Source organism: Kitasatospora sp. NPDC094016, from assembly GCF_040304045.1.
In the GTDB taxonomy this organism is placed as follows: domain Bacteria; phylum Actinomycetota; class Actinomycetes; order Streptomycetales; family Streptomycetaceae; genus Kitasatospora.
Genome location: NZ_JBEOUK010000035.1, coordinates 1 through 23,594, shown reverse-complemented (window position 1 = coordinate 23,594; position 23,594 = coordinate 1). Strand labels below are relative to the sequence as shown.

Sequence of the window (23,594 nt, the reverse complement as noted above, 5' to 3'; positions counted from 1 at the left end):
AGTTCACTTGGACTCTCCGGCGATCGTCGGGGGAAGGGTGCGGGAGTCGAGCAGTCGCTCGACGTACTTGGCAAGCACGTCCACTTCGAGGTTGACGCTCTCGCCGACGGCCTTGGCGCCGAGCGAGGTCAGCGCGAGGGTCGTGGGGATGAGGCTGACGGTGAAGCTGTCCCGGGCGGCCTCCACCACGGTGAGGCTGACGCCATCGACCGTGATCGAGCCCTTCTCCACCAGGTAGCGGGAGATGGTGTCGGGCAGCGAGAAGCGCAGCACCTCCCAGCGCAGGTCGCCGGCCGCGTCGCGCTCGCCGGGCTCGCGGCCCAACAGCGTGCCGGTGGCGTCGACATGGCCCTGGACGAGGTGGCCGCCGAGCCGGTCGCCGAGCGCCATGGCGCGCTCCAGGTTGACCCGGGATCCGGGCTTCAACTCGCCGAGGCTGGAGCGGTGCAGCGTCTCGGCCATCACGTCGGCGCTGAACTCGCCCGTACCGGACGCCAGTTGGTCTGGGCTGTCGACGACGGTCAGGCAGACGCCGTTGACCGCGATGGAGTCGCCGTGCCGCGCACCCGTACAGACCACCGGGCCGCGCAGGCGGATTCGCGAGGAGTCGCCGATCTCCTCGATCGACACGACCTGGCCGAGCTCTTCGATGATGCCGGTGAACACCCGGGTTCTCCTCGCGCTTGGGGGCGCGGACTCCGGGGTGGCATGGGAGATGACACGGACGGGCAACGGCGCGCGAGCCGACGGCACGACCCGTCGCCGGGATGCCGAGGCCGCCGGGAGATCGCTCACCCGGCACGGGAGACACCTCTCCCGCCGTTCACCTGGCCGTGGTCCACCGGGGGACCACGGATACTGCTCTTCGTCCGCCCGCGCACGCCTCCCATCCGGACTTTAACCGTCGGTCCAGGAATTTCACCTGGTCAACCGGCCGCTGGCTGCGGACGGGTCGCGGACTGTAACCGCCGGTTCGGATTTTCACCGACCCCGGAGTGCGCTGAACGTCACTGCTGTTGGGGTCATTCTGCCACGGCGCGCGCAAGCCCAGGGAGAGCCTTCCGCTGTGGGCTGTTTCACGCGGATGCGGGGAATGTGCGGCCGGGTGGTAGGTGACGCCCGCAACGCGGCGGTCAGCTACGGAGGGTGGCGAGCACGTACGGAGGGTAGTGGGTGCGGCCGGAGCACGGCGGGTGCGGTCAGAGCGTGGCGGGTGCGGCGATCGACGTGAAGTGGCTGACCACCGGCGGGTGCGCGAGGTAGCACAGCTCGCCCTCCGACCAGACCGGCCTGATCCGCCACATCGGCCCCGCGTACCCGCGCAGGGCCTCCTCGTCGCGCCAGCGGCTCACCACGAGCACCCGGTGTCCGTCCTCGGTCACCGAGCGCAGCAGCTCGCCGCCCAGACAGCCGTCGGTCCGCCCGAGCTGCGGAATCACCTGGGTTGTCAGCAGCACACAGAATTCCTCGATGCGACTGGCCAGGACCTGCCCGGCCCAGATCCTCACGATCACGACCACCACCTCCGAGCGGAGCGCCTGGCCCCATTATCAGCGCAGAACCGCTGGTGGGGAGGGGTGGCGGGGAAGCTTTACCGAGGGCTGCACCGGTCGGCGGCCGGGGGCGCCGGGAAGGGGTTCGGCTAGATTTCCGGTATGACCAGCACACCGGAATCTGTCATATCGTCAACCGCCGCTCCGCACGCGCCGGGCAGCCTGTTCGCCGCTCTCAGCGCAGGGGCGCTGACCGACCCGGCGCAGCTGCGCGAGATCTACGAGCAGCCCGGCGACCACGCGCGCCGCAAGCAGGTCGACCACCTGCACGAGGTCGCACGGCGGCTGATCGCCTGCTCCTCGCTGGTGTTCGTGGCGAGCTCGGACGCCGCCGGGCGCTGCGACGTCTCCCCGCGCGGCGGGCCGGCCGGGGTGGTCTCCGTCCTCGACGAGCACACCCTGGCCATCCCGGACGCCACCGGCAACAAGCGGTTGGACACCCTGCACAACATCCTGGAGAACGGCCGGGTCGGGCTGCTCTTCGTCGTCCCGGGCCGGGAGACCACGCTCCGGGTCAACGGGCGGGCCTGCGTCTCCACCGACCCGGAGCTGCTGCGGCAGCTGACCGCCGTCGGCAAGCCCCCGCGCAGCGCGATCGTGGTGGCCGTCGAGGAGGTGTACGCGCACTGCCCGAAGTCCTTCCTGCGCGGCTCGGCGTGGAAGCCGGAGAACTGGCTGGCCAAGGACGCGCAGCCGACCTCGGCCGAGATCACCCTCTCGCACCTGCGGGACGACTCGCTGACCATCGAGATGATCGAGCAGACCGAGCGGGAGGCGCTGCTCTACCGCTACGAGTGACCACTGCGGCGCGGGCGGTGCTCGACGCTCGGTGCTCGACGCTCGGCGTGCTCAGGCGGCCTTGGGCAGGTCCACCACCGGCGCGTCGCTGGCCGCCCGCTGGACGGCCTCGACGCCCTTGTGGGCGGCCTCCTTGCTGGAGTAGCCCTGGCCGGTGGCGACGATCTCGCCGTTGCCCGCCTTGAGCCGGAACCGGTACTTGCCGCCGGCGTCCTCGTAGACCTCGAACTTGCCCGCCATCGGGCCACCTCCTCGTGCGGCGCGCGGCGCGCCTCTGGTCGACCCCCTCCAGCACCGTGCGCCCCCGAACCGGGCGGCCGCACCCGCTCGGCGGCCGGACGGGTGACGCCCCGCGACCGCGCGATCGCGGAGGTGCCGGGGCGGCCGCCCGGTGGTTTGAATGGACGGATGGACTGCGTCTTCTGTGCGGTGGTGGCGGGCGAGGAGCCCGCGCACCGGGTGCTGGACGACGAGGCGGCGGTGGCCTTCCTGGACCGGCGGCCGCTGTTCCCCGGCCACGTGCTGGTCGTCCCGCGCGCCCACCACCGCACCCTGGCGGACCTGCCGGCCGCCGAGGTGGGGCCGTTCTTCCTCCAGGTGCAGCGGGTGGCCGCCGCGGTGGAGCGCGGATTGGGCGCGGCGGGCAGCTTCGTGGCGGCGAACAACCGGATCAGCCAGTCGGTGCCGCATCTGCACGTCCACGTGGTGCCGCGCAATCCGAAGGACGGGTTGCGCGGCTTCTTCTGGCCGCGGGGGACGTACCCGGACGAGGCGGGGGCGGCGGAGGTCGCGGCCCGGCTGCGGGCGGTACTCGGCGGCTGAGGGGGCTCGCGGGGGCGCCGGGGGGCGTGCGCACCGCATTTGCGATCCGGTTTCACCCACTCTCTTGACAGGTATAGAACACTCCGCTTGAGTCGCCTTCACGGCCCCGCACCGGCCCACACCCCGGTCGGTCGCCTCCCCTGGCGCACCCCCGCACGAGGCCCGGCTCCCCTGCCCCGCTCAAGTCCCTGTCACGACGACGTGCGGCCCCCACCGCACAAGGGGTGATGACGTGTCAATGAAACGCCTGCTCGCGCTGCTCTCCGCCGTGGTCACGGCGCTGGCGGTCGCGGTACTCCTCCCCGCCTCCGCCAGCGCCGCCGCCTGCGGCACGCCGTGGAGCGCGGCCACCGCCTACACCGGCGGCGCGGCCGTCTCGTACAACGGGCACAACTGGACCGCCAAGTGGTGGACCCAGAACGAGCCCCCGAGCACCGGCGGCACCGGGGTCTGGGCCGACCAGGGCTCCTGCGGCGGGTCCACCGACCCGACGCCGACCCCGACGTCCGGTACCTGCGACTACCCCGCCTGGGCCGCCGGCCGCGCCTACGTCGCCGGCGACATCGTCCGGTACACCAACGGCGGCTACTACCGCGCCACCCACGACAACCCGGGCTACGACCCGGTCATCAGCACCTGGTACTGGGAGCCGTACACCTGCGGCTCGACCCAGCCGCCCACCCCGGGCGGATTCCCGGTCAGCCAGGCCCAGTTCGACCAGATGTTCCCGGGCCGGAACTCCTTCTACACCTACCAGGGCCTGCTCGACGCGCTCGGCGCCTACCCCGGCTTCGCGACCACCGGCAGCGACACCGTGCGCCGGCAGGAGGCCGCCGCGTTCCTCGCCAACGTCAGCCACGAGACCGGCGGATTGGTGTACGTGGTCGAGCAGAACACCTCCAACTACCCGCACTACTGCGACACCTCGCAGCCGTACGGATGCCCGGCCGGGCAGGCCGCGTACTACGGGCGCGGGCCGATCCAGCTGAGCTGGAACTTCAACTACAAGGCCGCCGGCGACGCGCTCGGCATCGACCTGCTGCACAATCCGAACCTGGTGCAGACCGACCCGGCGGTGGCCTGGAAGACCGGCCTCTGGTACTGGAACACCCAGAACGGGCCGGGCACCATGACCGCGCACAACGCCATGGTCAACGGGTACGGCTTCGGTGAGACGATCCGCAGCATCAACGGCTCGCTGGAGTGCAACGGCAACAACACCGCCCAGATGCAGCACCGGATCAGCCTGTACCAGAGCTTCGTCCAGATCCTCGGCACCGTCCCCGGGGGCAACCTGAGCTGCTGACGGCTCGCCCCCGCCCCACCGCGCGCCCCGCTACGCCCGGACCGGTCATCACACCGTGGTGCCCGTACGCCGCCGAGCGTAGCGGGGCGTACTCATGTGGGGGCGTACTCCTGCGGGAGCAGCGAAGGGCGGCCGAAATCGTCGTTCCGGCGGACGACTTCGCAGGTCGCGGCCCCCTACGCTCAAGGCATGTGCTCGCCGGCATACGGCCCGGCGGTGTCGCCGTCCCGGCCGAGACGGCCCTGCTGCGCACGCTGCAGGACGAGTACGCGACGACGAGATGACGAGCCGAGGCCGGGCCGGAGCCGGGGCGAGGTGGTGAGCGGGCCCGGTGGGAGGACCGGGTGCGGCCGGCGGCGGAGCTAGGTGGAGGATGGGGTGAGGTCGTTTCAGGGCCAAGAGGTACGAATTGGCCCTGTTCGAGGGCGCGGCGGTCGGTCGATGCTGAGAATCCGACAGTCGTGGTTCCGGTTGTGGTGTTCGCTCAGCGGGAGGTGGCCGAGGTGGCAGTGGTGTGGCCCTTGGCGCGGGCGCGGTCGGTCGCGGGCGGCGACGGGCGGCTCGGCCGGGCGGTGCGGGTGTACCGGCGGTTCCGGCCGCTGCCGTGGCGGACCCGGGCATGGCTGGACGCGGCGTCGGCCGCTGTCGCCGGGGCGGCCTGGCTGGCGAGCGGGGAGTGGTGGCCCGCGCCCGTGGTGGCCGCGGCGGCGATCACGGCCGCGAGCGGGTACGGGCGGCTGCGGCCGGCGGCGGGCCTGCGGGCCGTCCGGGTGCACGAGCACGGGCTGGTGCTGGTCGGGTCGGACGGCGCGGAGCGGCCCCTGCCGTGGAGCGCGGTGGAGGCCACCGAGTACTCCCCCGGCGGGCGGCACGGGGTGGGCGAGCAGGGTCGGATCTGGTTGGTCGGCGCGGACGAGCCGCTGCCACTGGCGCAGCTGCGGCAGCTGGACGACCTGTTCCGGGAGCTCGACGAGCGACTCCGCCCGACCCTCCGGGCCGCACTGCACGAGGCGCTGCGCACGGAGGGCGGTGTCCGGTTCGCCCGGGGGCGGCTGACGCTGACGGCCGGCGGGCTGGTGCACCGGCCGCCGCACCCGCTCGCCGCGACGGAGGCGTTCCGGTGGGCGGAGGTGCGGTCCGCGCGGGCCTCGGAGCTTGGGGAGCTGGAGATCCGGACCCACTCGGCCGGCCTGCCGCTCACCCTCCCGGTGCCGAACGCCGGTGCGGCGGCGGCCTTCGTCGAGGAGGTCCGGGCCCTGAGCCTCTGACCGGAGGGCGACCCGGGGGTTGGACTCCCGAACCCACTGCTCCTCGGTGGGTCCGGCTCCTCAAGCGACCCTGGCCTGCTCCGGTCCGGCCCGGCCCGGCCGGCGTCCATCCGGCCGACCCCTAAGGGTCCCCACCCGCACGTCCCGGAAGGGATCTGTACACCGCTGAGGGGACGTCAACTTCCGCTCCCCCGGCCTACCGTCCCTCACATGAACCGACTTCGCACCACCGCCGCCACGGCGGCCCTGCTGCTCACCCTGCCCCTGTCCGTCGCCGCCGCCGCGCCGGCCCTGGCCGCTCCCGCCGCCCCGGCGAACGCCTCCGCTCCCGACCCCGCCGCCGTCCACGTCGACCTGCCGCGCCCGACCGGCCCGTACGCGGTCGGGCAGGAGATCCTGCACCTGGTGGACCAGGACCGCCCGGATCCGTGGGTCCCCTCCGCCGGTCCGCGCCAGCTGATGGTGTCGATGTACTACCCCGCGAAGGCCGGGACGGGCAGCGCGGCCCCGTACATGACCCCTGCGGCCGCCCGGATGCTGCTGGACGGGAAGCTCCCGGGCAACACCATCCCGACCGAGACGGTCACCGGCACCCGGACCTGGGCGAAGTCCGACGCGCGCCCGCAGGGCGGCCACTTCCCGCTGGTGGTGCTGTCGCCGGGCTTCACCATGCCGCGGGCCTCGCTGAGCGGCCTCGCCGAGGACCTGACCAGTCGCGGGTACGTCGTCGCGCTGGTCGACCACACCTACGAGAACACCGGGACGACGTTCCCCGACGGGCAGACCCTCCCGTGCCTGCTGTGCGACAAGCTGACGACCCCGGAGTCCTGGGCGGCCGTGGACAACAGCCGGGCGAAGGACGTCTCCTTCGTCCTCGACCAGCTGACCGCCCGCCCCCACCCGGCGTGGCGCTACGCCCGCATGATCGACCGCGACCGGATCGGGATGGCCGGGCACTCGGCCGGCGGCGCCTCGACCGTCCCGTCCCTGCTCACCGACGACCGGATCCGGGCCGGGGTGGACCTGGACGGCACCATGGACGTCACCGTCCCCGCCTCCGGGATCGGCGGCAAGCCCTTCCTGATGATCGGCCACCCGCTGCCCGACGGCGCCGAGGACAGCAGCTGGACGGAGAGCTGGCCGCACCTCGACGGCTGGAAGCGCTGGTTGACCTTCGCCGGCTCCAACCACGGCACCTTCACCGACTTCCCGCTGTTCTTCGAGAAGCTCAACCTGCCCCAGCCTCCCGGCACCACGATGTCGGGCGGGCGGGGCGCGGAGCTCACCCGCTCGTACGTGGCGGCCTTCTTCGACCTCCAGCTCAAGGGCGTGCGGCAGCCGCTCCTCGACGGGCCGACCGCCGCCGATCCGGAGGTGACGTTCCGGCCGTGACCGGGGCGGGGTGGGCGGGGCCGCCTGCAGCCTGCCGGCGGCCCCGCCGCGGTGCCGCCGGTAGCGGCGGTACCGCCGGGAGCTCGACGGCTTCTCCCCGGAGCGCCCGCTGCCGCTCCGGTGAGCCGCTACGGTGAGCGGCCCGCCGGGGCCGCGTGCGAAGATGGCAGGGCTGGTGGGGACGATCTCCGGACGGTTCTCTGGCCATGGTGAACGACAACGAACACCACCTGGGCGAGCCGCAACAGGACGCCCTGCTGATGGTGCCGATCGCAACGGCGCTGATCGAGGCCGACGGCCGGATCCTGCACTGGAGCGGCGACGCGGAGGCACTGCTCGGCTACTCCCCGGGGCAGGCGATCGGGGCCAAGGCCGCCAAGCTGCTGACCTCCGAGGAGCAGCGGCCCGAGGTGCTGGAGCTGTTCCAGCAGATCCTGCACGGCCGGGCCTGGTCCGGTGTGTTCCCGGTCCGGCACCGGGACGGGCACCTGGTGAACCTGGAGTTCCGCACCCATCCGATCACCGGGCCGGACGGCCGCACGCTGGTGCTGGCCGTCGCCTCCGACGTGACCACGCTGCGCCGGATCCAGGCGGACCTGGCGGTGCTCGACGGGTTCTTCACCCAGTCCCCGGTCGGCATGGGCGTCTTCGACCCCGAGCTGCGCTTCATCCGGCTGAACGAGGCGCTGGCCCGGGCCAACGGCCTGTCCGTCGAGGAGCAGCTCGGCCACCGGCTCACCGAGGTGCTGCCCGGGATCAACGGCGCCGAGGCGGAGGCGGTGATGCGGCGGGTGCTGGAGAGCGGCGAACCGGTGGTGGACACCCGCTCGCACGGCCGCACCCCGGGCGACCCGCAGCACGACCACGCGTGGTCCGCCTCGTACTTCCGGCTGGAGCAACCCGGCGGCCGGGTGCTCGGCGTGAGTTCCACCGTCATCGACGTCACCGAGCGGTTCCGCGCCGAGGCCCGGGCGGCGCGGGCCCAGGAGCGGCTGGCCCTGCTGGTCGACGCGACCGCCTCGATCGGCACCACGCTCGACCTCCGGCAGACCGCCCGGGAGCTGGCCGACGCGATGGTGCCCAGCGTCGCCGACATCAGCGGGGTGTTCGCGCTGGAGGTGCTGGTGGCCGGGCGGAACGTCGAACCGCCCGACCCGGACGCGCCGCAACTGGTCCGCCGGCTGGCCCTGGCCACCACCGACCCGCTGTACCCGGCCGAGTCGCTGCCGGTGGATTCGCTGTACGAACTGACGCCGGACTCCCCGTACGCCCGGGCGCTGGCCACCGGGCGGACGGTGGTGGTGCCGTCCTGGGAGCTGCCGCTGCTGAGCGCGGCCATCACCGAGAGCCACCGCCGGGCCTACCTCGGCGACCGGCCGCGCTCGGTGCGGATCACCCCGCTGGTGGCGCGCGGCACCACGCTCGGCATGGTGGTGTACTCGCGGCGCGGCGACCGGGAGTCGTTCGCCGAGGCCGACATCACCCTCGGCGACGAGCTGGCCTCGCGGGCCGCCGTCGCGATCGACAACGCCCGGCTCTACCTGCGCCAGCACCAGACCGTCCTGGCCCGGCAGCAGGCGCTGCGCGAGGCGAAGGCCGCCCAGGAGCGGCTGGCGCTGGTCAACGTGGCCTCCACCCGGATCGGCACCACCCTCGATCTCGCCCAGACCGCGCAGGAGTTGGCCGAGGTGGCGACGCCCAGGCTGGCCGACTCCGTGGTGGTGGAGGTGTTGGAGGACCTGGTCCGCGGCGAACGCGAGGCCCGCGCCCCGGCGGACGGTTCGGCGCTGCTGCGGCGGATGGCCTTCCACTCGGTGCCCGGCTCGACGTTGCGGCCGGTCGCCCGGCTCGGCGGGGTGCACCGCTTCGTCCCCGGCACGCCGTACGCGTGGAGCCTGGCGCACCGCAGGCCGGTCCTGGTGCCGCGGATGGACGCGGAGGGGATGGCCTGGTTCGCCGACGACCCGGTGCGCGCCGCGGCGGTGCGGGAGCAGAACGTCCACTCCTTCATGGTCGTCCCGCTGATCGCGCGCGGCACCGCGGTCGGCGTCGCGGGCTTCTACCGCACCCTGGTGGAGCGCCCCTACGAGGAGGAGGACCTGGCGCTGGCCGGCGAGTTGGCGGTGCGGGCCGCCGTGTCCATCGACAACGCGCTGCTGTTCACCCGCGAGCGCGACGCGGCCGCCGCCCGGCAACGGGCGCTGGACGAGACGCGGGCCGCGCAGCAGCGGCTGTCGCTGCTCAACGAGGCCAGCACCCGGATCGGCACCACTCTCGATCTGCACCGCACCGCACAGGAGTTGGTGGAGGTGGTGATCCCGCGCTTCGCCGACTTCGTCACCGTGGACCTGCGCGACGCGGTGCTCGGCGGCGAGGAGCCCGGCCCCGTCCCGGACAACGAGACGATCCTGATGCGGGCGGTGGCGGTCGGCGAGGCGACCCGGGACGGCTCCATGACGGCGGCCTCCGACCAGGTCGGCGAGACCTCGCAGTCCGCCCAGCTGTACGCCCAGAGCCTGCGCACCCGGCGCTCGATCCTGGTCTCCGAGGTGACCGAGGAGGAGATGCGCCGGATCGCCGCCTCGCCCGACCGGGTCCAGCCGGGGCTGGCCGCCGGGGTGCACTCGTACCTGATGGTGCCGCTGGTGGCGCGCGGACTCGTGCTGGGCGGCACGGAGTTCGTCCGTACCCGCAACCCGGAGCCGTTCGGCCCGGAGGACCGCTCGCTGGCCGAGGAACTCGCCGCGCGCACCGCCCTCGCGATCGACAACGCCCGGCTCTACCGGCGCGAGCGGGACACCGCGCTCACCCTCCAGCGCAGCCTGCTGCCGCAGGAGATCCACCGCACGCTCGGCCTGGACCTCGCCTACCGCTACCTGCCCAGCAGCGTGGTCAGCGAGGTCGGCGGCGACTGGTTCGACGTCGTGCCGCTCTCCTCGGGGCGGGTCGCGCTGATCGTCGGCGACGTGATGGGACACGGCATCCGGGCCGCCGCCACCATGGGCCAACTGCGCACTGTCGCCCGAACATTGATCACCCTGGATCTGGATCCGGAACGCGTCCTGCACCGGCTGGACGAGGCCTCCAGCGCGCTCGGCGAGGGCCAGTTCGCCACCTGCGTCTGCGTGGTGTACGACCCGGTGGACCGCCACTGCACCGCCGCCTGCGCCGGCCACCTGCCGCCCGTCGTCGCCGATCCGCAGGGGCGGGCGCACCTGGTCGAACTGCCGCCCGGCGCACCGCTCGGCGTCGGCGGGGTGCCCTTCGAGAGCGTGGAGTTCACCCTCCCCGAGGAGGCCATCCTGGCGCTCTACACCGACGGGCTGGTCGAGCGCCGGGGCCACGACATCGACGAGGGGCTGCAGTTGCTCTGCCGGACGATCGCCGACCGGCGCCGCTCACTGGAGCAGACCTGCGACGCCGTCCTGGCCGAACTCACCGGCCCCACCAGCGAGGACGACATCGCCGTCATCATGGCGCAGGTCCGGCCGGTCGGCGCGGACCGGATCGCCAGCCTGCCGCTCACCGGTGACCGCGCGATGGTCGCCCACTCGCGCCGCTTCACCCGCGAGACGCTGGCCGCCTGGGGCCTCGAAGCGCTCGCCGACTGGGCCGAACTTCTCACCAGCGAGCTGATCACCAACGCCCTGGTGCACGCCGGATCCCCCACCCAGCTCAGGCTGTTCTGCAACCGGGCGCTCACCGTCGAGGTCGCCGACCAGGAGAGCGAGACGCCCCGGATCCGGCGCGCCCGTGCCGACGACGAGGGCGGGCGCGGCATCCACCTGGTCAACGAGCTCGCGCACCGCTGGGGCAGCCGCCGCACCGGGGACGGCAAGGTGGTCTGGTTCGAGCTGGAACTGCCCCCGGGCAGCCCGTCCGAGTGATCCGGCCCGCGACCGGGCGGGGTGGCACGGCCCGCGACCGGGCGGCGCGGCCCGCGGGCTCAGTCCGGCAGGAGCAGGTTCACGTCGCCGAACTCGTGCCAGAGGTAGCGGTGCTGGACGGCAGCCCGGTAGCACTCGGCGAGCAGCGGCCGCCCGGCGACGGCGGCCAGCATCAGCAGGTGCGAGGCCCGGGGCTCGTGCCAGCCGGTGAGCAGGCCGTCGACCGCGCGCACCCCGCGCTCCGGAGTGATCACCAACTCCGTCCAGCCGCCCGCCTCCTGGACGGTTCCGTCCGACGCGGCGGCCGACTCCAGGGCGCGCACCACCGTGGTGCCGACGGCGATCACCCGCCCGCCGCCGGCCCGCACATGGCCGACCAGGCGGGCAGTGGCCGCCGGGACGTGGAACCGCTCGGCGTACGGCGCCTCGTGGGCCTCCGGCGAGGCCACGCCGGTGTGCAGCGTGACCGGCGCGACCAGCACCCCGTGACCCGCCAGCCGGGCCACCACCTCCGCGCTGAACGGCCTTGCGGCGCTGGGCATCTCGCTGCTGCCGGGGACGGCCGCGAAGACCGTCTGGTAGGCCTCGATCGGCCAGTCGCGGTCCACGTAGCCGTACCGGATCGCCTTGCCGTGCACCTTCAGGTACGGCAACAGCCTTGCCGGCAACGCGAGTCGGGCGTACCAGAGCCGGGCGGTGAACGGTGCGACCAGCTCGGCCGCGCCGCCGGCGGGCAGCGTCACCCGCAGACCGGGGCGGGCCGGGGAGTCGGCCGGCGGATAGTAGGCGGCCGCCGACCCCGGCACCACCCGACGCAACTCCACCAGGTGGGAGCCGCGTTGGTCGGGCTGGGCGGAGGACAGGTGCAGCGCGACGGCCGTACCGTCGGGCAGCCTGCCAGGCAGCGCGGCCGGCAGGGTGGCCGAGTTGTTGACCACCAGCAGGTCACCCGCGCGCAGCACCCCGGGCAGCTCGGTGAAGCGGTGGTGCTCGACGCTCCCCCGATCGCGTCGGCCGACCAGCATCCGCACGCCGTCCCGCGCCCCGCCGCGCGCCTCCGCCGGTGCCCGGGCGGAGAGTTCGGGCGGTACGGCGACGTCGAGGCCGAGGTCCACGAGTCCGGTCATCGCCCACCCCCGGCTGCGGCCCTCAGGTCCTCGGCGCGGTAGCGGCCGGAGGCGGCCCGGTCGTGCAGCAGTCCGAGCAGGACCGGCACCACCTCCTCGGGCAGCGGCTCGCCGGAGATGTCCTCACCAGGGCTGGCCTCCTGCAACATCCCGGTGCGCATGCTGCCCGGGTCCACCGCCCACACCCGCAACTCCGGTTCCTCGCGGGCGAGTACGGCGGTGGCGTGGTCGAGCGCCGCCTTGCTGGCGCCGTAGCCGCCCCAGCCGAGGTAGGGCACGACGGCGGCGTCCGAACTGACGTTGAGCACGGCCCCGGCGCGGGCGCGCAGCTGAGGCAGGAGGAGCTGGGTGAGGGCGATCGGGGCGAGCGTGTTGACCTCGAAGGTCTCCAGCAGGTCCGGGAGCGGGTGGTCGGCCAGCCGGGGCAGCGGCTCGGCGCCGGGCGCGGTGGCGCCGTTGAGCGTACCGGCGTTGTTGACCAGCAGGCTCGCGCCGCCGAGCCCGTCGGCGGCCGCGGTCAGGTGGGCGCGGTGGTCGTCGTCGACGATGGAACCGGAGAGGGCGACGACCTTGGTGACGGCGGCCAGGGCCGCCTCGGCGGCGGCGAGTCCGGCCGCGCCGCGGGCGCTGATCACCAGCTGCCAGCCGTCGGCGGCGAGGGCCCGGGCGAGCGCCAGGCCGAGCCCCCGGGAGGCGCCGGTGACCACGGCGACGGGGGCGGGGGCCTGCGCGGGGGCGGTGTGCTGTGCTGCGTTCATGCCCTCACCCTCGCCCCGCGAGCGGCGGCGGCGGATCGGCCGCCGGGACCGGGACCCGGTCGTCCGTTGGGCCTAGAGCGAATGGGTCGCCGGACCGGGGCCGGCGGCCCAGGCTTGCGGGTCCGTCCAGGCGGCGAGGGTGCGCCGGGTGTCGAAGCGGTGTTCCCGACCGGTCAGCGGGTCAGTGAACTCGACCACCGAGGCGAGAAGTTGGAGCGGGCGACGGAAGTCGTCCGGGGCCGGTTCGGGCAGCACCACCGGATACACCGGGTCACCGAGGATCGGCACGCCGAGGCCGCACATGTGCAGCCGCAACTGGTGGGTGCGCCCGCTCAGCGGCCGCAGCCGGTAGCGGGCCAGGCCGTCGCGGCGTTCCAGCAGGTCGATCCGGCTCTCGCTGTTCGGCGGCGCGTCCAGCTCTCGGGCCGCGATCACCCCGCGCTCCTTGAGGATGTGGCTGCGCACGGTGCGCGGCAGCTCCAGCGCCGGGTCGTACGGGGCGATCGCCTGGTACTCCTTGCGCACCAGCCGGTCGCTGAACAGGGTCTGGTAGGCGCCGCGCTCCTCGGGCCGCACCACGAACATGGCCAGGCCGGCGGTGAGCCGGTCGAGCCGGTGGGCGGGGCTGAGGGCGGGCAGGTCGAGACCGTGCCGCAGCCGGGACAGCGCCGTCTCGACGACGTGCCGGCCGCGCGGGGTGGTGGCCAGGAAGTGCGGCTTGTCGACGACGACCAGGTGCTCGTCGCGGTACAGCACCTCCAGTTCGAACGGGACGCGGACCTCCTCGGGGAGGTCCCGGTAGAACCACAGGTGCGCGCCGGGCCGGAACGGCTCGTCCGGGGCGACCGGGCCGTGCTCGCCGACGATCTCGCGGCCGCTCAGCGCCGCGTCGATCCGCGCGGCGGCCACGGCCGGCAGCCGCTCGACCAGGTAGGCGCGGACGGTCGGCCAGGGGCCCTCGGGCGGCAGCCGCAGGTGCACCGGGTCCACACCGTGGCGCTGCGGGAGGGGGGAGGCCGGGCGGCGGCTCTTGCGTCTCATCTCCCGGCCAGCGTAGTCCGCCCGCCCGGGGCGGCCTCGGCCGAGGTCCCCGAGCCGCCCCGGCCCCGAGGTGCCGCTCACGGGGAGTGCGGAGCACAGTGGACGGTAGGTCGCCAACCCGCCGGGAGCAGCCGGGAGGACGTGTGAGCGCAGACGGCCCGGACGGTGTACCGCCGCTGCATCTGCCGCGGCGCACCCGGATGCTGCTGGTCGGCGCCTTCGGGCTGCTGGTCGCCGCCGTGGTGGCCGACCTGGTGACGGGGCCGGGGACGACCCTCTCCCCCGTGCTGGCCGTCGCGCCGGTCCTGGCCGGGGCGACCACCCGCACCGCCCGGGTGCCGCTGGCCGCCGGGGGCATCGCCGTCGTGGCGGTCGCGCTGCTGGAGACCACCAACACCGAACTGCCGGCCGAGGTGCACATCACCGCGCTGATCACGGTGCTCGCGGCGACCCTGGCCAGCGCCGCCAACGTCGTCCTGGTCGCGGCCCGGGAGCGGGAGCTGTTCCACGTCCGGACGGTCGCCGAGGCGGCGCAGCGGGCCCTGCTGCGCCCGCCGCCCGAGCGGATCGGGCGGCTGCGCATCGCGGTGCGCTACGTCGCGGCGGCGGCCGAGGCACGCATCGGCGGGGACCTGTACGCGGTGGTCGACACCCGCTACGGCACCCGGATCCTGCTCGGGGACGTGCAGGGGCACGGGCTGCCGGCGGTGGAGACGGCGGCGGACGTGCTGGGGGTGTTCCGCGAGGCGGCCCGGACGGAGCCCGATCTCGGGCGGCTGGCCGAGCGGCTGGACGCGGCGCTCGCCGCCCGGCCGGAGGAGGGGCGCTTCGCCACCGCGCTGCTGCTGACCGTGCCCGCGGAGCGGGGGCCGGTCGGCGTGGTCAACTGCGGGCACCCGCCCCCGCTGCTGCGCCGCGCGGGCCGGGTGCGCGCGCTGACGCCGGCGTACGCCGTGCCGCCGCTCGGGCTGCTGGGGCTGACCGGTGACGGGTACCCGACGGGCCGCTTCGAGCCGCTGCCGGGGGACCTGCTGCTCCTGTACACCGACGGCATCACCGAGGCCCGCAACGCCTCGGGGCGGTTCTACCCCGTGGAGGAGCGGCTGCCGGGGCTGCCCGCGGGGAGCCCGGCGGACCTGCTGGAGGACCTGCTCGCGGACGTCGACGGCTGGGTCGGCGACGTCGGGCTGACGGACGACGCGGCGCTGCTGGCGCTCCGCTGGGAGCACTGACGGGCGGAGGGCGGACGGGCGGACGGAGGGCGGACGGGCGGACGGGCGGGCGGGCGGGCGGGCGGGCGGGCCGACGGGAGCGGTGACGGCCCGGCTGATTGTCAGTGCCGTGTGCAAGGCTTCACGCACGGTCGGTGAGGGGCCGGCCGGGTAGCGATCGTCGGAGGGAGAGTGCCATGGGAGACAAGGCCAGCGGGTCGTTCGAGCTGACCGGCTTCGAACCGGTGGAGACGGAGGAGCGCGAGGGTGCGGCCTTCGGGCGGGTCCGGATCTCCAAGAACTTCACGGGTGGACTGAGCGGCACCAGCGAGGTGCGGATGCTCTCCGTCGCGGGCCCCTCGGGCGGTCCGGCGTCGTACGTCGCGGTGGAGCACGTGACGGGCGAACTGGACGGGCGGAAGGGTTCGTTCGTGCTCCAGCACGCGGCGTGGGACACCGGCGGGACGACCATACGCGTGGTGCCGGGCACCGGGTCGGGCGAGCTGGCCGGGCTCACCGGCGAGTTCCACCTGACCGTCGACGAGGCCGGTACCCACACCTACGTCCTGGAGTACGAGCTGGGCTGATCATCTGGTCTCCCCTGCGCGCCGCGTGCCGCACGCACCGAGCTGCCGTCCGCGCTGCCACGATGATGCGATCAGTGCACGATCGACATCGGAGGGTGGCGCATGCCCGGTACGACGATGGCGGCGGACGGCACGCCGGTCGCGGTGCAGGCCGCGAACACGGTCACGGCGTCTGTCGCGACGCCAGTCACGACTCAGGTCACGGCGCCAGTCACGGCGCCAGTCACGGTCGAGGAGGTGGTCGGTCGGCTGCGGGAGATCGGGGCGGGCCTGCCCCCGGCGGACGGGGTGGCGGTCTTCAACCGGCTCTACCTCACCGTCACGGAGGCCGTCCGCGACCGGCTCGGCGGCGCGTACTTCGCCGATCCGGCGGCGATGGCCGAGCTGGATACGGTGTTCGCCGGGCGCTACCTGCTGGCCGTGGCCGCCGACGCGGCCGGGCAGGAGCCGCCCGCCTGCTGGCGGCCGCTGTTCGCGCTGCGCGCCCACCCGGGGGTGCACCCGCTGCAGTTCGCGCTGGCCGGGATGAACGCCCACATCCAGCACGACCTGCCGCTCGCCGTCGTGGACACCTGCCTGCGGCGGGGCTGCGAGCCCGCCGGGCTCGCGGCGGACTACCACCGGATCAACGGCCTGCTGGCGGAGGTGGAGACGGCCGTCCGGGAGCAGTTGATGCCCGGCCCGGACCTGCTGGAGCGCGCCGAGCCGCTCACCCACCTGCTCGGCGTCTGGTCGGTGGAGGCCGCCCGCGAGGGGGCGTGGTCCGCCGCCCAGGCGCTCTGGGAGCTGCGCGCGGTGCCGACCGCCGCGCGGGCCTTCGCCACCGCCCTGGACTGCTCGGCCGGCCTGCTCGGCCACGCCCTGCTGCTCCCGCTCGGCCCGCACCCCGTGCCGGACGCACCCGGCGGCTCACCACGCACGGCGGACGCGCCGGGCGCGGCGGCGGGCACGGCGGACGCGCCAGGCAAGGCACCGCACGCGCCGGGCACGGCGCCGGACGCACCCCGCAGGGCACCGGACGCGCCCCGTACGGCGGCCGGCCGGCTCCCCGAGGCGAGGAACCGGCCGGCCGGTGAAGGAGCGGGCGCTCGGGCCCGGCCCGATCAGGCCCAGCTGGAGTGCAGCGGCTTGCCCTCGGCGTAGCCGGCCGCGCTCTGGATGCCGACGATCGCCTTCTCCTGGAACTCCTCCAGGGTGTTGGCGCCCGCGTAGGTGCAGGAGCTGCGCACACCGGCCACGATCGAGTCGATCAGGTCCTCGACGCCCGGGCGGGCCGGGTCGACGAACATCCGGGAGTGCGAGATGCCCTCCTCGAACAGCGCCTTGCGGGCCCGGTCGTACGAGGAGTCCTGGGAGGTGCGGTTGCTGACCGCACGGGCCGAGGCCATGCCGAAGCTCTCCTTGTACTGGCGGCCGTCGGCGGCGGTCTGCAGGTCGCCCGGGGACTCGTAGGTGCCGGCGAACCAGGAGCCGATCATCACGTTGGAGGCGCCGGCGGCCAGCGCCATCGCGACGTCGCGCGGGTGGCGGACGCCGCCGTCGGCCCACACGTGCTTGCCGAGCCGGCGCGCCTCGGCGGCGCACTCCAGCACGGCGGAGAACTGCGGGCGGCCGACGCCGGTCATCATCCGGGTGGTGCACATGGCGCCGGGGCCGACGCCGACCTTGAGGATGTCGGCGCCCGCCTCGACCAGGTCGCGGACACCGGCGGCGGAGACCACGTTGCCGGCCACGATCGGGATCCGCGGGTCGAGGCCGCGCACCGCACGCAGCGCGCTGATCATCGACTCCTGGTGGCCGTGCGCGGTGTCCACGACCAGCACGTCGGCGCCGGCGTCGATCAGGGCCTCGGCCTTGCCGGCCACGTCGCCGTTGATGCCGACGGTGGCGGCGATCCGCAGCTTGCCCGCGGCGTCCACGGCCGGGGTGTACAGGGTGGCGCGCAGCGCGCCCTTGCGGGTGAGGATGCCGACGAGCCGGCCCTCGGCGTCGACGACCGGGGCGAGCTTGCGGTGCGCCTCGGTGAGCTTGTCGAAGGCGGTGCGCGGGTCGATGCCCTCGTCGAGGAGCAGCAGGTCGCGGGACATCACGTCGGCGAGGCTGGTGAAGCGGTCCACGCCCTGGCAGTCGGAGTCGGTGACGACGCCGACCGGCTTGCCGTCCTCGACGACCACGAGGGCGCCGTGCGCGCGCTTGGGCAGCAGCGACAGCGCCTCGGCGACGGTGGCGCCCGGGGCGAGGGTGATCGGGGTGTCGTGCACCAGGTGGCGCTGCTTGACCCAGGAGACGACCTCGGCGATGACCTCGGTGGGGATGTCCTGCGGGATGGCGACCAGGCCGCCGCGGCGGGCGACGGTCTCGGCCATCCGGCGGCCCGCGATGGCGGTCATGTTGGCGACGACCAGCGGGATGGTGGTGCCGGTGCCGTCGTTCGAGGAGAGGTCGACCGCCTGCCGGGAGCCCACGGCGGAACGGCTGGGGACCATGAAGACGTCGTCGTACGTCAAGTCGTACGAGGGCTTGAGGTCGTTCAGGAAGCGCATGAAGGGGGCTCTCTGGCTGGGAGAAATTACACCTCGGGTGCGGTTGCGGCACTGCCGCCGGGCGCACTCGGGCGCCCGGCACCCAGCATTCGATTCTCCGGGACGGTGGGATCAAAAGCCAGTTCGAGGCCTATTGCTGGCACTGTGTACAAACCATGATCAATGCTCCGCGCGTAGACTTGGACGATCATCCAAGGCCGACGGTTTTCGCCCCGGCCAGGGCCGCTCCCGTAGCATTCACGCGGTAACGGCGAGGCGAGCGGGAAGCGGCGACAGGCAATGACGGCGGGCGTGGACATCAAGCAGGACCAGAGCGGCACGGACAGCGGCGAGGAGATCGACTACGGTCCCGGCCTCGACCCCGAGCGGCTGCGGCTCTGCCTGGACGTGCTCGCCGAGCTCGACCAGCTGCACGTCGACCACCCGGACGCGATCACCGTCCGCCAGGCCGTCGGCGGCATATTCCGGACGCTCAAGCAGCGCCGCCGCCAGGAGACCCGGGCCCGCAAGACCGCCAACGACCGCGAGGTCACCGCGCGCACCGCCACCGGCGCCCCCACCCGGATCGACGACGAGACCGCCGGCGCCTTCGGCCTGACCACCGTCACCAGCACCGAGATCGCCGGCATCCTGGAGCGGCCCCGCTCCTGCTACACGTGCAAGCAGCGGTACGTCGAGGTCGACGCGTTCTACCACAACCTCTGCCAGGACTGCGCCGTCAAGAACCGGTCCCACCGGGACGCCCGCGCCGACCTCACCGGCAAGCGCGCGCTGCTCACCGGCGGCCGGGCCAAGATCGGCATGTACATCGCGCTGATGCTGCTGCGCGACGGTGCCCACACCACCATCACCACGCGCTTCCCCAACGACGCCATCCGCCGCTTCACCGCGATGCCGGACAGCGCCGAGTGGATCCACCGCCTCAAGGTCGTCGGCATCGACCTGCGCGACCCGGCCCAGGTCATGGCGCTCGCCGACGAGGTCGCCGCCGACGGTCCGCTGGACATCCTGATCAACAACGCCGCGCAGACCGTGCGCCGCCCGCCGGAGTCCTACCGCGAGCTGATCGCCGCCGAGTCCGCGCCGCTGCCGGCCGGCGAACTGCCGCAGGCCACCACCATCGGCCGCTTCGGCAGCGGCAGCGTCGACCTTCCCGCCCTCCCCCACCAGGCGAGCGGCGACGCGCAGCGGATGGCCGCCGAGGACGTCACCTCGCTCGCGCTCGTCACCGGCTCCGCCACGCCCGCCCGGATCGAGGCCGGCACCGCGATCGACGCCGGCGGGCTGGTGCCCGACCTCGCGCCCACCAACAGCTGGGTGCAGACCGTCCAGGAGGTCGGCCCGGTCGAGCTGCTGGAGGTCCAACTCTGCAACTCCACCGCGCCGTTCATCCTGATCAGCCAGCTGCGCCCGGCGATGGCCGCCTCCGCCTCCCGCCGCAAGTACGTGGTCAACGTCTCCGCGATGGAGGGCGTGTTCCAGCGCGGCTACAAGGGCGCCGGCCACCCGCACACCAACATGGCCAAGGCCGCGCTCAACATGCTCACCCGCACCAGCGCGCACGAGATGTTCGAGACGGACGGCATCCTGATGACCGCCGTCGACACCGGCTGGATCACCGACGAGCGGCCGCACCCGGACAAGATGCGGCTGGCCGACGAGGGCTTCCACGCCCCGCTCGACCTGGTCGACGGCGCGGCCCGGGTGTACGACCCGATCGTCCGCGGCGAGCTCGGCGAGGACCTGTACGGCTGCTTCCTGAAGGACTACGAGCGCTCCAACTGGTAATCCCCGATCCTGGCGAGGATCCCCGCGAAGGAGATGGCGAATTGACCACCGCACCGCTGCTCGGCGCAGGAGTCATCGTGCCCACCGGGGACGGCCGGGTGCTGATCGGCCGGCGCACCACCGCCGGCGAGCCGCCCACCTGGAGCCTGCCCGGCGGAAAGGTCGATCCCGGCGAGTCCTTCGAGCGGACCGCGGCCCGCGAACTCGCCGAGGAGACCGGCATCGTGCTGCCCGCCGAGCAGATGCGGGTGCTCGCCCTCCTGCTCGACCACGAGCTCGGCCGGCCCCGGCTGACCGCCGCCGTGCTGGCGCCGCCGAGCCTGGCCGAGGCGGTCGTCACCGAGCCGCACGCCTGCGGCGGCTGGGAGCGCGTCGCGCTGGACGCGCTGCCGGAGCCGATGTTCTACCCGTCCTCGCTGGTCCTCGGCGCCTGGCTGCCGGAACGGCCGTCGGTGGTCCGGGCCGGAACGACCGGGTACCCCGTCACCCGCTGAGGGCGACGGGGTACCCGGTCGCCGCTCGGACGCCGAGGCACCACTCCCCGTTCGGCCCACGCTGAGAGCCCACCGCTCGGGCGGCCCGCTCCGAGTGGCGACGGGCCGTCAGCCGTTGCGGGCGGCCTCGGGGTTGGTGATCCGCTTCAGCAGCGGCGGCGTCGGGGCGATGATCCCGACCACGGGTGGCCGTTCGCGATGCCGCGGCTCACCCGGCGCGTTCGGCGAGTTCGCGCATCCGGCGCCCGGGCGCAGACGCCGTCACCCGGGTGCGGGCGGGCAGGAGGCAGCCCCACGCTCACCCCCTGCACCGCACCACGGCCCGGCACCCCCACGGTCAACCGGGCCAAGCCGTCCCCTGGCACGAAGGATGCGGCCGGACCCCAGCCTGCCCGCCCGCCCCGGCCGCTGCCGAGGGCCGAACGTCCCGGGTGTGCGAAGGGGCGCCGGGTGGCCGCGTGCCCGGGCGCGACCCGGAACGCGACCGGCGCGCGGCGGCGCCGTCCACAGGTCCCGGTGGTACGAGCCCGCACGACTCTTGTGCGCGGGCGGCCACCGGGTGGAAATTGGGTGACGAAGCACCACGACCTCACCACCGCGCCGCCCCAAGCCCCCTGAGGAGCCGTCGACGTGTCCAGCACACCCCGCCCCGCCCGGCCCTCGTCGCGCCCGCCGCGAACCGGCCGCCGGCTACGGCGGGCCTTCGGTGCCCGGCACGAACCACTGGTCCGGCCCGTCGACCGGGCCCGCGCCCGCGCCTGGCTGCTGAGCACCCTCGGAGCCGTGCTCGCCCTCGCCTTCGCCACCGGCAGCGCCCTGCTCGCCTACCACGCCACCGCACCCCAGGCCGACAGCGACCGCGTGCGCCTCCACAAGGTCGACGCCGTGGTGCTCACCCTCCCCGACCACGGCACCGGCGCGGGCACCGGCGGACGCTTCGGCAGCGGCTACAACACCCGCGTCGACGCCGAGGCCGCCTGGACCTACCCCGACGGGCAGCCGCACACCGGCACCGTCCAGGCCCCCCGCACGGCCGTCACCGGCACCGTCGTCCCCGTGTGGGTCGACCCCGCCGGCGCCCTCTCCTCGCCCCCGACCAACCGCGCCACCGTCGCCGTCTCCGCCGTCTGCACCGGCGCCGGCGCCCTCCTCGCCCTCCTGGCCCTGCTCACCCTCGCCCTGCGCCTTCGCCTGCACGTCCTCGACCGCCGCGCCGACGAAGCCTGGACCCAGGGCTGGGCCCGCCTCGAACCCCTCTGGAGCGGCCGCGCCGGCCACCGCCAGGACGACTGACAGGACCTGGAGCGAACCGGCGGGCGGAGGGGCGCGGCGCAGGGTCAGAGCGGGTGGATCCAGGCCGGTGCCGGGTGGGCTCCGGCGGCCCGGTGGGTGAGGGCCGCGACGGCGACGAGGAGGGTCAGGGCGAGGGCCAGGGCGACGGGGACGTCGGCCTGGCGGATGAGGAAGGCCCCGACGAGGGCGCCGACGAACATCCAGACGGCGGAGGCCAGCCGGCGGGGGCCGGTGCGGTCGGCGGCGAGGGCCGTGATGGTCATGGTGAGCACCGTGGTGGTCAGGTCGGGGACCTTGAGGGAGCGGACCACCGCGTTCTGGCCGCCCATGGCGAAGGCCAGCAGCCCGATCAGGCCGTAGCGGGCCGGGTCGGAGGTGTAGCCGGCCACGGTGGCCAGGGCGATGCTCGCGGCGACGAACACGGTCTGGGCGACCACCGCCGTGGTCAGCAGCCGCCCGCGGTGGTCGGGCAGCCGTCGGGCGAGGTGGCCCCCGACCAGGGCGCCGAGTACGAACGCGGCGAGGGCGCTCAGCGAGGCGGTGGCGGAGAGTCCGGCGGCACCGGCCAGGGCGAAGCCGAGGAAGACCACGTTGCCGGTCATGTTGGCGACGAAGACGTGGCCGAGCCGGAGGTAGCTGACGGCGTCCACCAGTCCGGTGACGACGGTGAGTACCAGCAGCATCGGCACCAGCGGCCCGTGCCTGGGGTCGGGGGTGAACATCGGGACCTCCTGGTCGGCCTCGTGACGGTGCCTCCGTTCTACCTCCCCCGGGCCGGTCTCTAGGCGAGCGCCGGGCGGCTCGGGTCGTCGGGTTCGTCGTCGAGGTGCCAGTGCAGGTCGCGGACGCCGGGTTCGAGGGAGAGCCGGCTGACGACCTGTTCGAGGGCCGGGGCGACCTGCCCGGTGATGGCCACGGTGGCGCGCAGGCTGGTGGCGTCGCCGCTGTCGGTGCGGCGGGCGCGCAGGCCGGTGGGAGCGAGGCCGGAGGCGGACAGTGCCTGGAGCAGCAGGGCCCGGATGTGGGTCTCGGCCTTGCGCTCGCATTCCAGGTGGACGGTGGCGCGGACGGTGGAGTCGGGGTCGCTGCCGGACTGCGGGGCCCGGTCGAGCATCCGGCCGGCCGGGCGCAGGATCAGGTGGACGGCGAGGACGCCGAGCGTGCCGAGGGCGGCGAATTCGAGCTTCCCGGCGGCGGCGAGCACCCCGACGGCGGCCGAACACCACAGCGTGGCAGCGGTGTTGAGACCGCGGACGCCGGCACCGTCGCGCAGGATGACGCCACCGCCGAGGAAGCCGATGCCGGAGACGACGTAGGAGGCGACCCGGGTGGGGCTGGCGGCGTCACCGACGGCCTCGCTGTACAGCACGAACAGGGTGGCGCCGGCGGCGACCAGGGCGTTGGTGCGCAGGCCGGCCATCCTGGCCCGCCACTGGCGTTCGACGCCGATGAGCGCGCCGCAGGCGACCCCGGTGGCGAGCCGGACGAGGAAGTCGACGGTGGTCAGGGTGTGCACGACGGCACCTCCTTCACTGGGAGAGCGGGGAGAGCGGAAAGGGCTGCGAGACCGGGGAGACGGACGGACGGGTGGCGGGCCGCTGCCCACCACCCGTCCGTCCGGGCTGCGGTCTGCGGCTCAGTGGTTGAGCGCGGTCTGGACGATCTTGATGATGACCATCACCATCGCGACCAGGAGGTAGGCGCGCAGGGCGCCCATGCCGACCTT

At 74.2% G+C, this 23,594-nt stretch carries 21 protein-coding genes and 1 riboswitch; of the genes, 12 read left to right on the top strand and 9 right to left on the bottom strand.

What is annotated here, in order from left to right; genetic code table 11:
- Nucleotides 1-3: 3 nt before the first annotated feature.
- On the bottom strand, nt 4-666 hold the full coding sequence (locus ABT015_RS27265; RefSeq protein ID WP_350883543.1) for a riboflavin synthase: 663 nt from the start codon (nt 664-666) through the stop codon (nt 4-6).
- A 208-nt stretch (nt 667-874) separates the two neighbouring features.
- A riboswitch (FMN riboswitch) is annotated at nt 875-1,002 on the bottom strand.
- 197 nt (nt 1,003-1,199) lie between these two features.
- The gene (locus tag ABT015_RS27260; protein WP_350883541.1) at nt 1,200-1,514 is read right to left on the bottom strand and encodes an antibiotic biosynthesis monooxygenase family protein; all 315 of its coding nucleotides are present in this window, start codon (nt 1,512-1,514) and stop codon (nt 1,200-1,202) included.
- 141 nt (nt 1,515-1,655) lie between these two features.
- Here ABT015_RS27260 and ABT015_RS27255 point away from each other — a divergent pair, with 141 nt between their 5' ends.
- Nucleotides 1,656-2,351 (top strand): MSMEG_1061 family FMN-dependent PPOX-type flavoprotein, encoded by a 696-nt coding sequence (locus ABT015_RS27255; protein ID WP_350883539.1) that lies wholly within the window; start codon nt 1,656-1,658, stop codon nt 2,349-2,351.
- Nucleotides 2,352-2,402: 51 nt separating this feature from the next.
- On the opposite strand, the gene ABT015_RS27250 is transcribed toward ABT015_RS27255, so the two are convergent.
- Entirely contained in the window at nt 2,403-2,591 is a 189-nt protein-coding gene (locus ABT015_RS27250; protein WP_350883537.1) for a YegP family protein, read from the bottom strand.
- Nucleotides 2,592-2,759: 168 nt separating this feature from the next.
- Here ABT015_RS27250 and ABT015_RS27245 point away from each other — a divergent pair, with 168 nt between their 5' ends.
- From ABT015_RS27245 to ABT015_RS27225, 5 genes are all read left to right on the top strand, one after another.
- On the top strand, nt 2,760-3,173 hold the full coding sequence (locus ABT015_RS27245) for an HIT family protein (RefSeq protein ID WP_350883535.1): 414 nt from the start codon (nt 2,760-2,762) through the stop codon (nt 3,171-3,173).
- 238 nt (nt 3,174-3,411) lie between these two features.
- Nucleotides 3,412-4,479: a glycoside hydrolase family 19 protein gene (locus ABT015_RS27240; RefSeq protein ID WP_350883666.1), complete on the top strand. Its 1,068-nt coding sequence runs from the start codon at nt 3,412-3,414 to the stop codon at nt 4,477-4,479.
- Nucleotides 4,480-4,982: 503 nt separating this feature from the next.
- Nucleotides 4,983-5,747, top strand: coding sequence for a hypothetical protein (locus ABT015_RS27235; protein WP_350883533.1), 765 nt, complete (start codon nt 4,983-4,985; stop codon nt 5,745-5,747).
- A 210-nt stretch (nt 5,748-5,957) separates the two neighbouring features.
- Nucleotides 5,958-7,139: an alpha/beta hydrolase family protein gene (locus tag ABT015_RS27230; RefSeq protein ID WP_350883531.1), complete on the top strand. Its 1,182-nt coding sequence runs from the start codon at nt 5,958-5,960 to the stop codon at nt 7,137-7,139.
- A 206-nt stretch (nt 7,140-7,345) separates the two neighbouring features.
- Entirely contained in the window at nt 7,346-11,026 is a 3,681-nt protein-coding gene (locus ABT015_RS27225; RefSeq protein ID WP_350883529.1) for a SpoIIE family protein phosphatase, read from the top strand.
- A 59-nt stretch (nt 11,027-11,085) separates the two neighbouring features.
- Here ABT015_RS27225 and ABT015_RS27220 read toward each other — a convergent pair whose 3' ends face one another.
- From ABT015_RS27220 to ABT015_RS27210, 3 genes are all read right to left on the bottom strand, one after another.
- On the bottom strand, nt 11,086-12,153 hold the full coding sequence (locus ABT015_RS27220; protein WP_350883527.1) for an S-adenosylmethionine:tRNA ribosyltransferase-isomerase: 1,068 nt from the start codon (nt 12,151-12,153) through the stop codon (nt 11,086-11,088).
- Nucleotides 12,150-12,911 (bottom strand): SDR family NAD(P)-dependent oxidoreductase, encoded by a 762-nt coding sequence (locus ABT015_RS27215; RefSeq protein ID WP_350883524.1) that lies wholly within the window; start codon nt 12,909-12,911, stop codon nt 12,150-12,152. Before ABT015_RS27215 ends, ABT015_RS27220 begins: the two co-directional genes overlap by 4 nt.
- A 72-nt stretch (nt 12,912-12,983) precedes the next feature.
- On the bottom strand, nt 12,984-13,952 hold the full coding sequence (locus ABT015_RS27210) for a pseudouridine synthase (RefSeq protein WP_350883522.1): 969 nt from the start codon (nt 13,950-13,952) through the stop codon (nt 12,984-12,986).
- A gap of 143 nt (nt 13,953-14,095) precedes the next feature.
- Between ABT015_RS27210 and ABT015_RS27205 the strand changes: the two genes are divergently transcribed.
- The 3 genes from ABT015_RS27205 (at nt 14,096) to ABT015_RS27195 (ending at nt 16,893) form a co-directional block, all read left to right on the top strand.
- Nucleotides 14,096-15,184 carry a PP2C family protein-serine/threonine phosphatase gene (locus ABT015_RS27205; RefSeq protein ID WP_350883520.1) on the top strand — a complete coding sequence of 363 codons (1,089 nt, stop codon included), beginning with the start codon at nt 14,096-14,098 and terminating at the stop codon, nt 15,182-15,184.
- 176 nt (nt 15,185-15,360) lie between these two features.
- Entirely contained in the window at nt 15,361-15,750 is a 390-nt protein-coding gene (locus ABT015_RS27200; protein ID WP_350883518.1) for a DUF3224 domain-containing protein, read from the top strand.
- 237 nt (nt 15,751-15,987) lie between these two features.
- Nucleotides 15,988-16,893, top strand: coding sequence for a DUF5995 family protein (locus tag ABT015_RS27195; protein WP_350883516.1), 906 nt, complete (start codon nt 15,988-15,990; stop codon nt 16,891-16,893).
- Here the strand turns inward: ABT015_RS27195 and ABT015_RS27190 are convergent.
- Nucleotides 16,854-18,293, bottom strand: coding sequence for a GuaB1 family IMP dehydrogenase-related protein (locus ABT015_RS27190; RefSeq protein WP_350883514.1), 1,440 nt, complete (start codon nt 18,291-18,293; stop codon nt 16,854-16,856). The two genes, ABT015_RS27195 and ABT015_RS27190, sit on opposite strands and share 40 nt — an antisense overlap.
- Nucleotides 18,294-18,572: 279 nt before the next feature.
- Between ABT015_RS27190 and ABT015_RS27185 the strand changes: the two genes are divergently transcribed.
- The 3 genes from ABT015_RS27185 to ABT015_RS27175 all read left to right on the top strand — a co-directional run bounded on the left by ABT015_RS27185 (nt 18,573) and on the right by ABT015_RS27175 (nt 21,868).
- The gene (locus ABT015_RS27185; RefSeq protein WP_502897408.1) at nt 18,573-20,081 is read left to right on the top strand and encodes an SDR family NAD(P)-dependent oxidoreductase; all 1,509 of its coding nucleotides are present in this window, start codon (nt 18,573-18,575) and stop codon (nt 20,079-20,081) included.
- A 41-nt stretch (nt 20,082-20,122) separates the two neighbouring features.
- Complete coding sequence (locus tag ABT015_RS27180; RefSeq protein ID WP_350883509.1) at nt 20,123-20,575, top strand: nucleotide triphosphate diphosphatase NUDT15; 453 nt, start codon at nt 20,123-20,125, stop codon at nt 20,573-20,575.
- A 630-nt stretch (nt 20,576-21,205) separates the two neighbouring features.
- Complete coding sequence (locus ABT015_RS27175; RefSeq protein WP_350883507.1) at nt 21,206-21,868, top strand: Rv1733c family protein; 663 nt, start codon at nt 21,206-21,208, stop codon at nt 21,866-21,868.
- A gap of 44 nt (nt 21,869-21,912) precedes the next feature.
- Here ABT015_RS27175 and ABT015_RS27170 read toward each other — a convergent pair whose 3' ends face one another.
- A complete protein-coding gene (locus ABT015_RS27170) occupies nt 21,913-22,590 on the bottom strand; it encodes a YoaK family protein (protein WP_350883505.1) in 678 nt (225 codons plus the stop codon).
- A gap of 59 nt (nt 22,591-22,649) precedes the next feature.
- On the bottom strand, nt 22,650-23,384 hold the full coding sequence (locus ABT015_RS27165; protein ID WP_350883503.1) for an MgtC/SapB family protein: 735 nt from the start codon (nt 23,382-23,384) through the stop codon (nt 22,650-22,652).
- Nucleotides 23,385-23,594: the final 210 nt, after the last annotated feature.

Excerpts from the sequence above, each read along its gene's own strand:
- ABT015_RS27220 (WP_350883527.1), bottom strand. The coding sequence starts at position 12,153 with ATGACCGGACTCGTGGACCTCGGCCTCGACGTCGCCGTACCGCCCGAA.
- ABT015_RS27215 (WP_350883524.1), bottom strand. The coding sequence starts at position 12,911 with ATGAACGCAGCACAGCACACCGCCCCCGCGCAGGCCCCCGCCCCCGTC.
- ABT015_RS27240 (WP_350883666.1), top strand. The coding sequence starts at position 3,412 with ATGAAACGCCTGCTCGCGCTGCTCTCCGCCGTGGTCACGGCGCTGGCG.
- ABT015_RS27170 (WP_350883505.1), bottom strand. The coding sequence starts at position 22,590 with ATGTTCACCCCCGACCCCAGGCACGGGCCGCTGGTGCCGATGCTGCTG.
- ABT015_RS27255 (WP_350883539.1), top strand. The coding sequence starts at position 1,656 with ATGACCAGCACACCGGAATCTGTCATATCGTCAACCGCCGCTCCGCAC.
- ABT015_RS27225 (WP_350883529.1), top strand. The coding sequence starts at position 7,346 with ATGGTGAACGACAACGAACACCACCTGGGCGAGCCGCAACAGGACGCC.
- ABT015_RS27245 (WP_350883535.1), top strand. The coding sequence starts at position 2,760 with ATGGACTGCGTCTTCTGTGCGGTGGTGGCGGGCGAGGAGCCCGCGCAC.
- ABT015_RS27250 (WP_350883537.1), bottom strand. The coding sequence starts at position 2,591 with ATGGCGGGCAAGTTCGAGGTCTACGAGGACGCCGGCGGCAAGTACCGG.
- ABT015_RS27185 (WP_502897408.1), top strand. The coding sequence starts at position 18,573 with ATGACGGCGGGCGTGGACATCAAGCAGGACCAGAGCGGCACGGACAGC.
- ABT015_RS27230 (WP_350883531.1), top strand. The coding sequence starts at position 5,958 with ATGAACCGACTTCGCACCACCGCCGCCACGGCGGCCCTGCTGCTCACC.
- ABT015_RS27200 (WP_350883518.1), top strand. The coding sequence starts at position 15,361 with ATGGGAGACAAGGCCAGCGGGTCGTTCGAGCTGACCGGCTTCGAACCG.
- ABT015_RS27190 (WP_350883514.1), bottom strand. The coding sequence starts at position 18,293 with ATGCGCTTCCTGAACGACCTCAAGCCCTCGTACGACTTGACGTACGAC.
- ABT015_RS27210 (WP_350883522.1), bottom strand. The coding sequence starts at position 13,952 with ATGAGACGCAAGAGCCGCCGCCCGGCCTCCCCCCTCCCGCAGCGCCAC.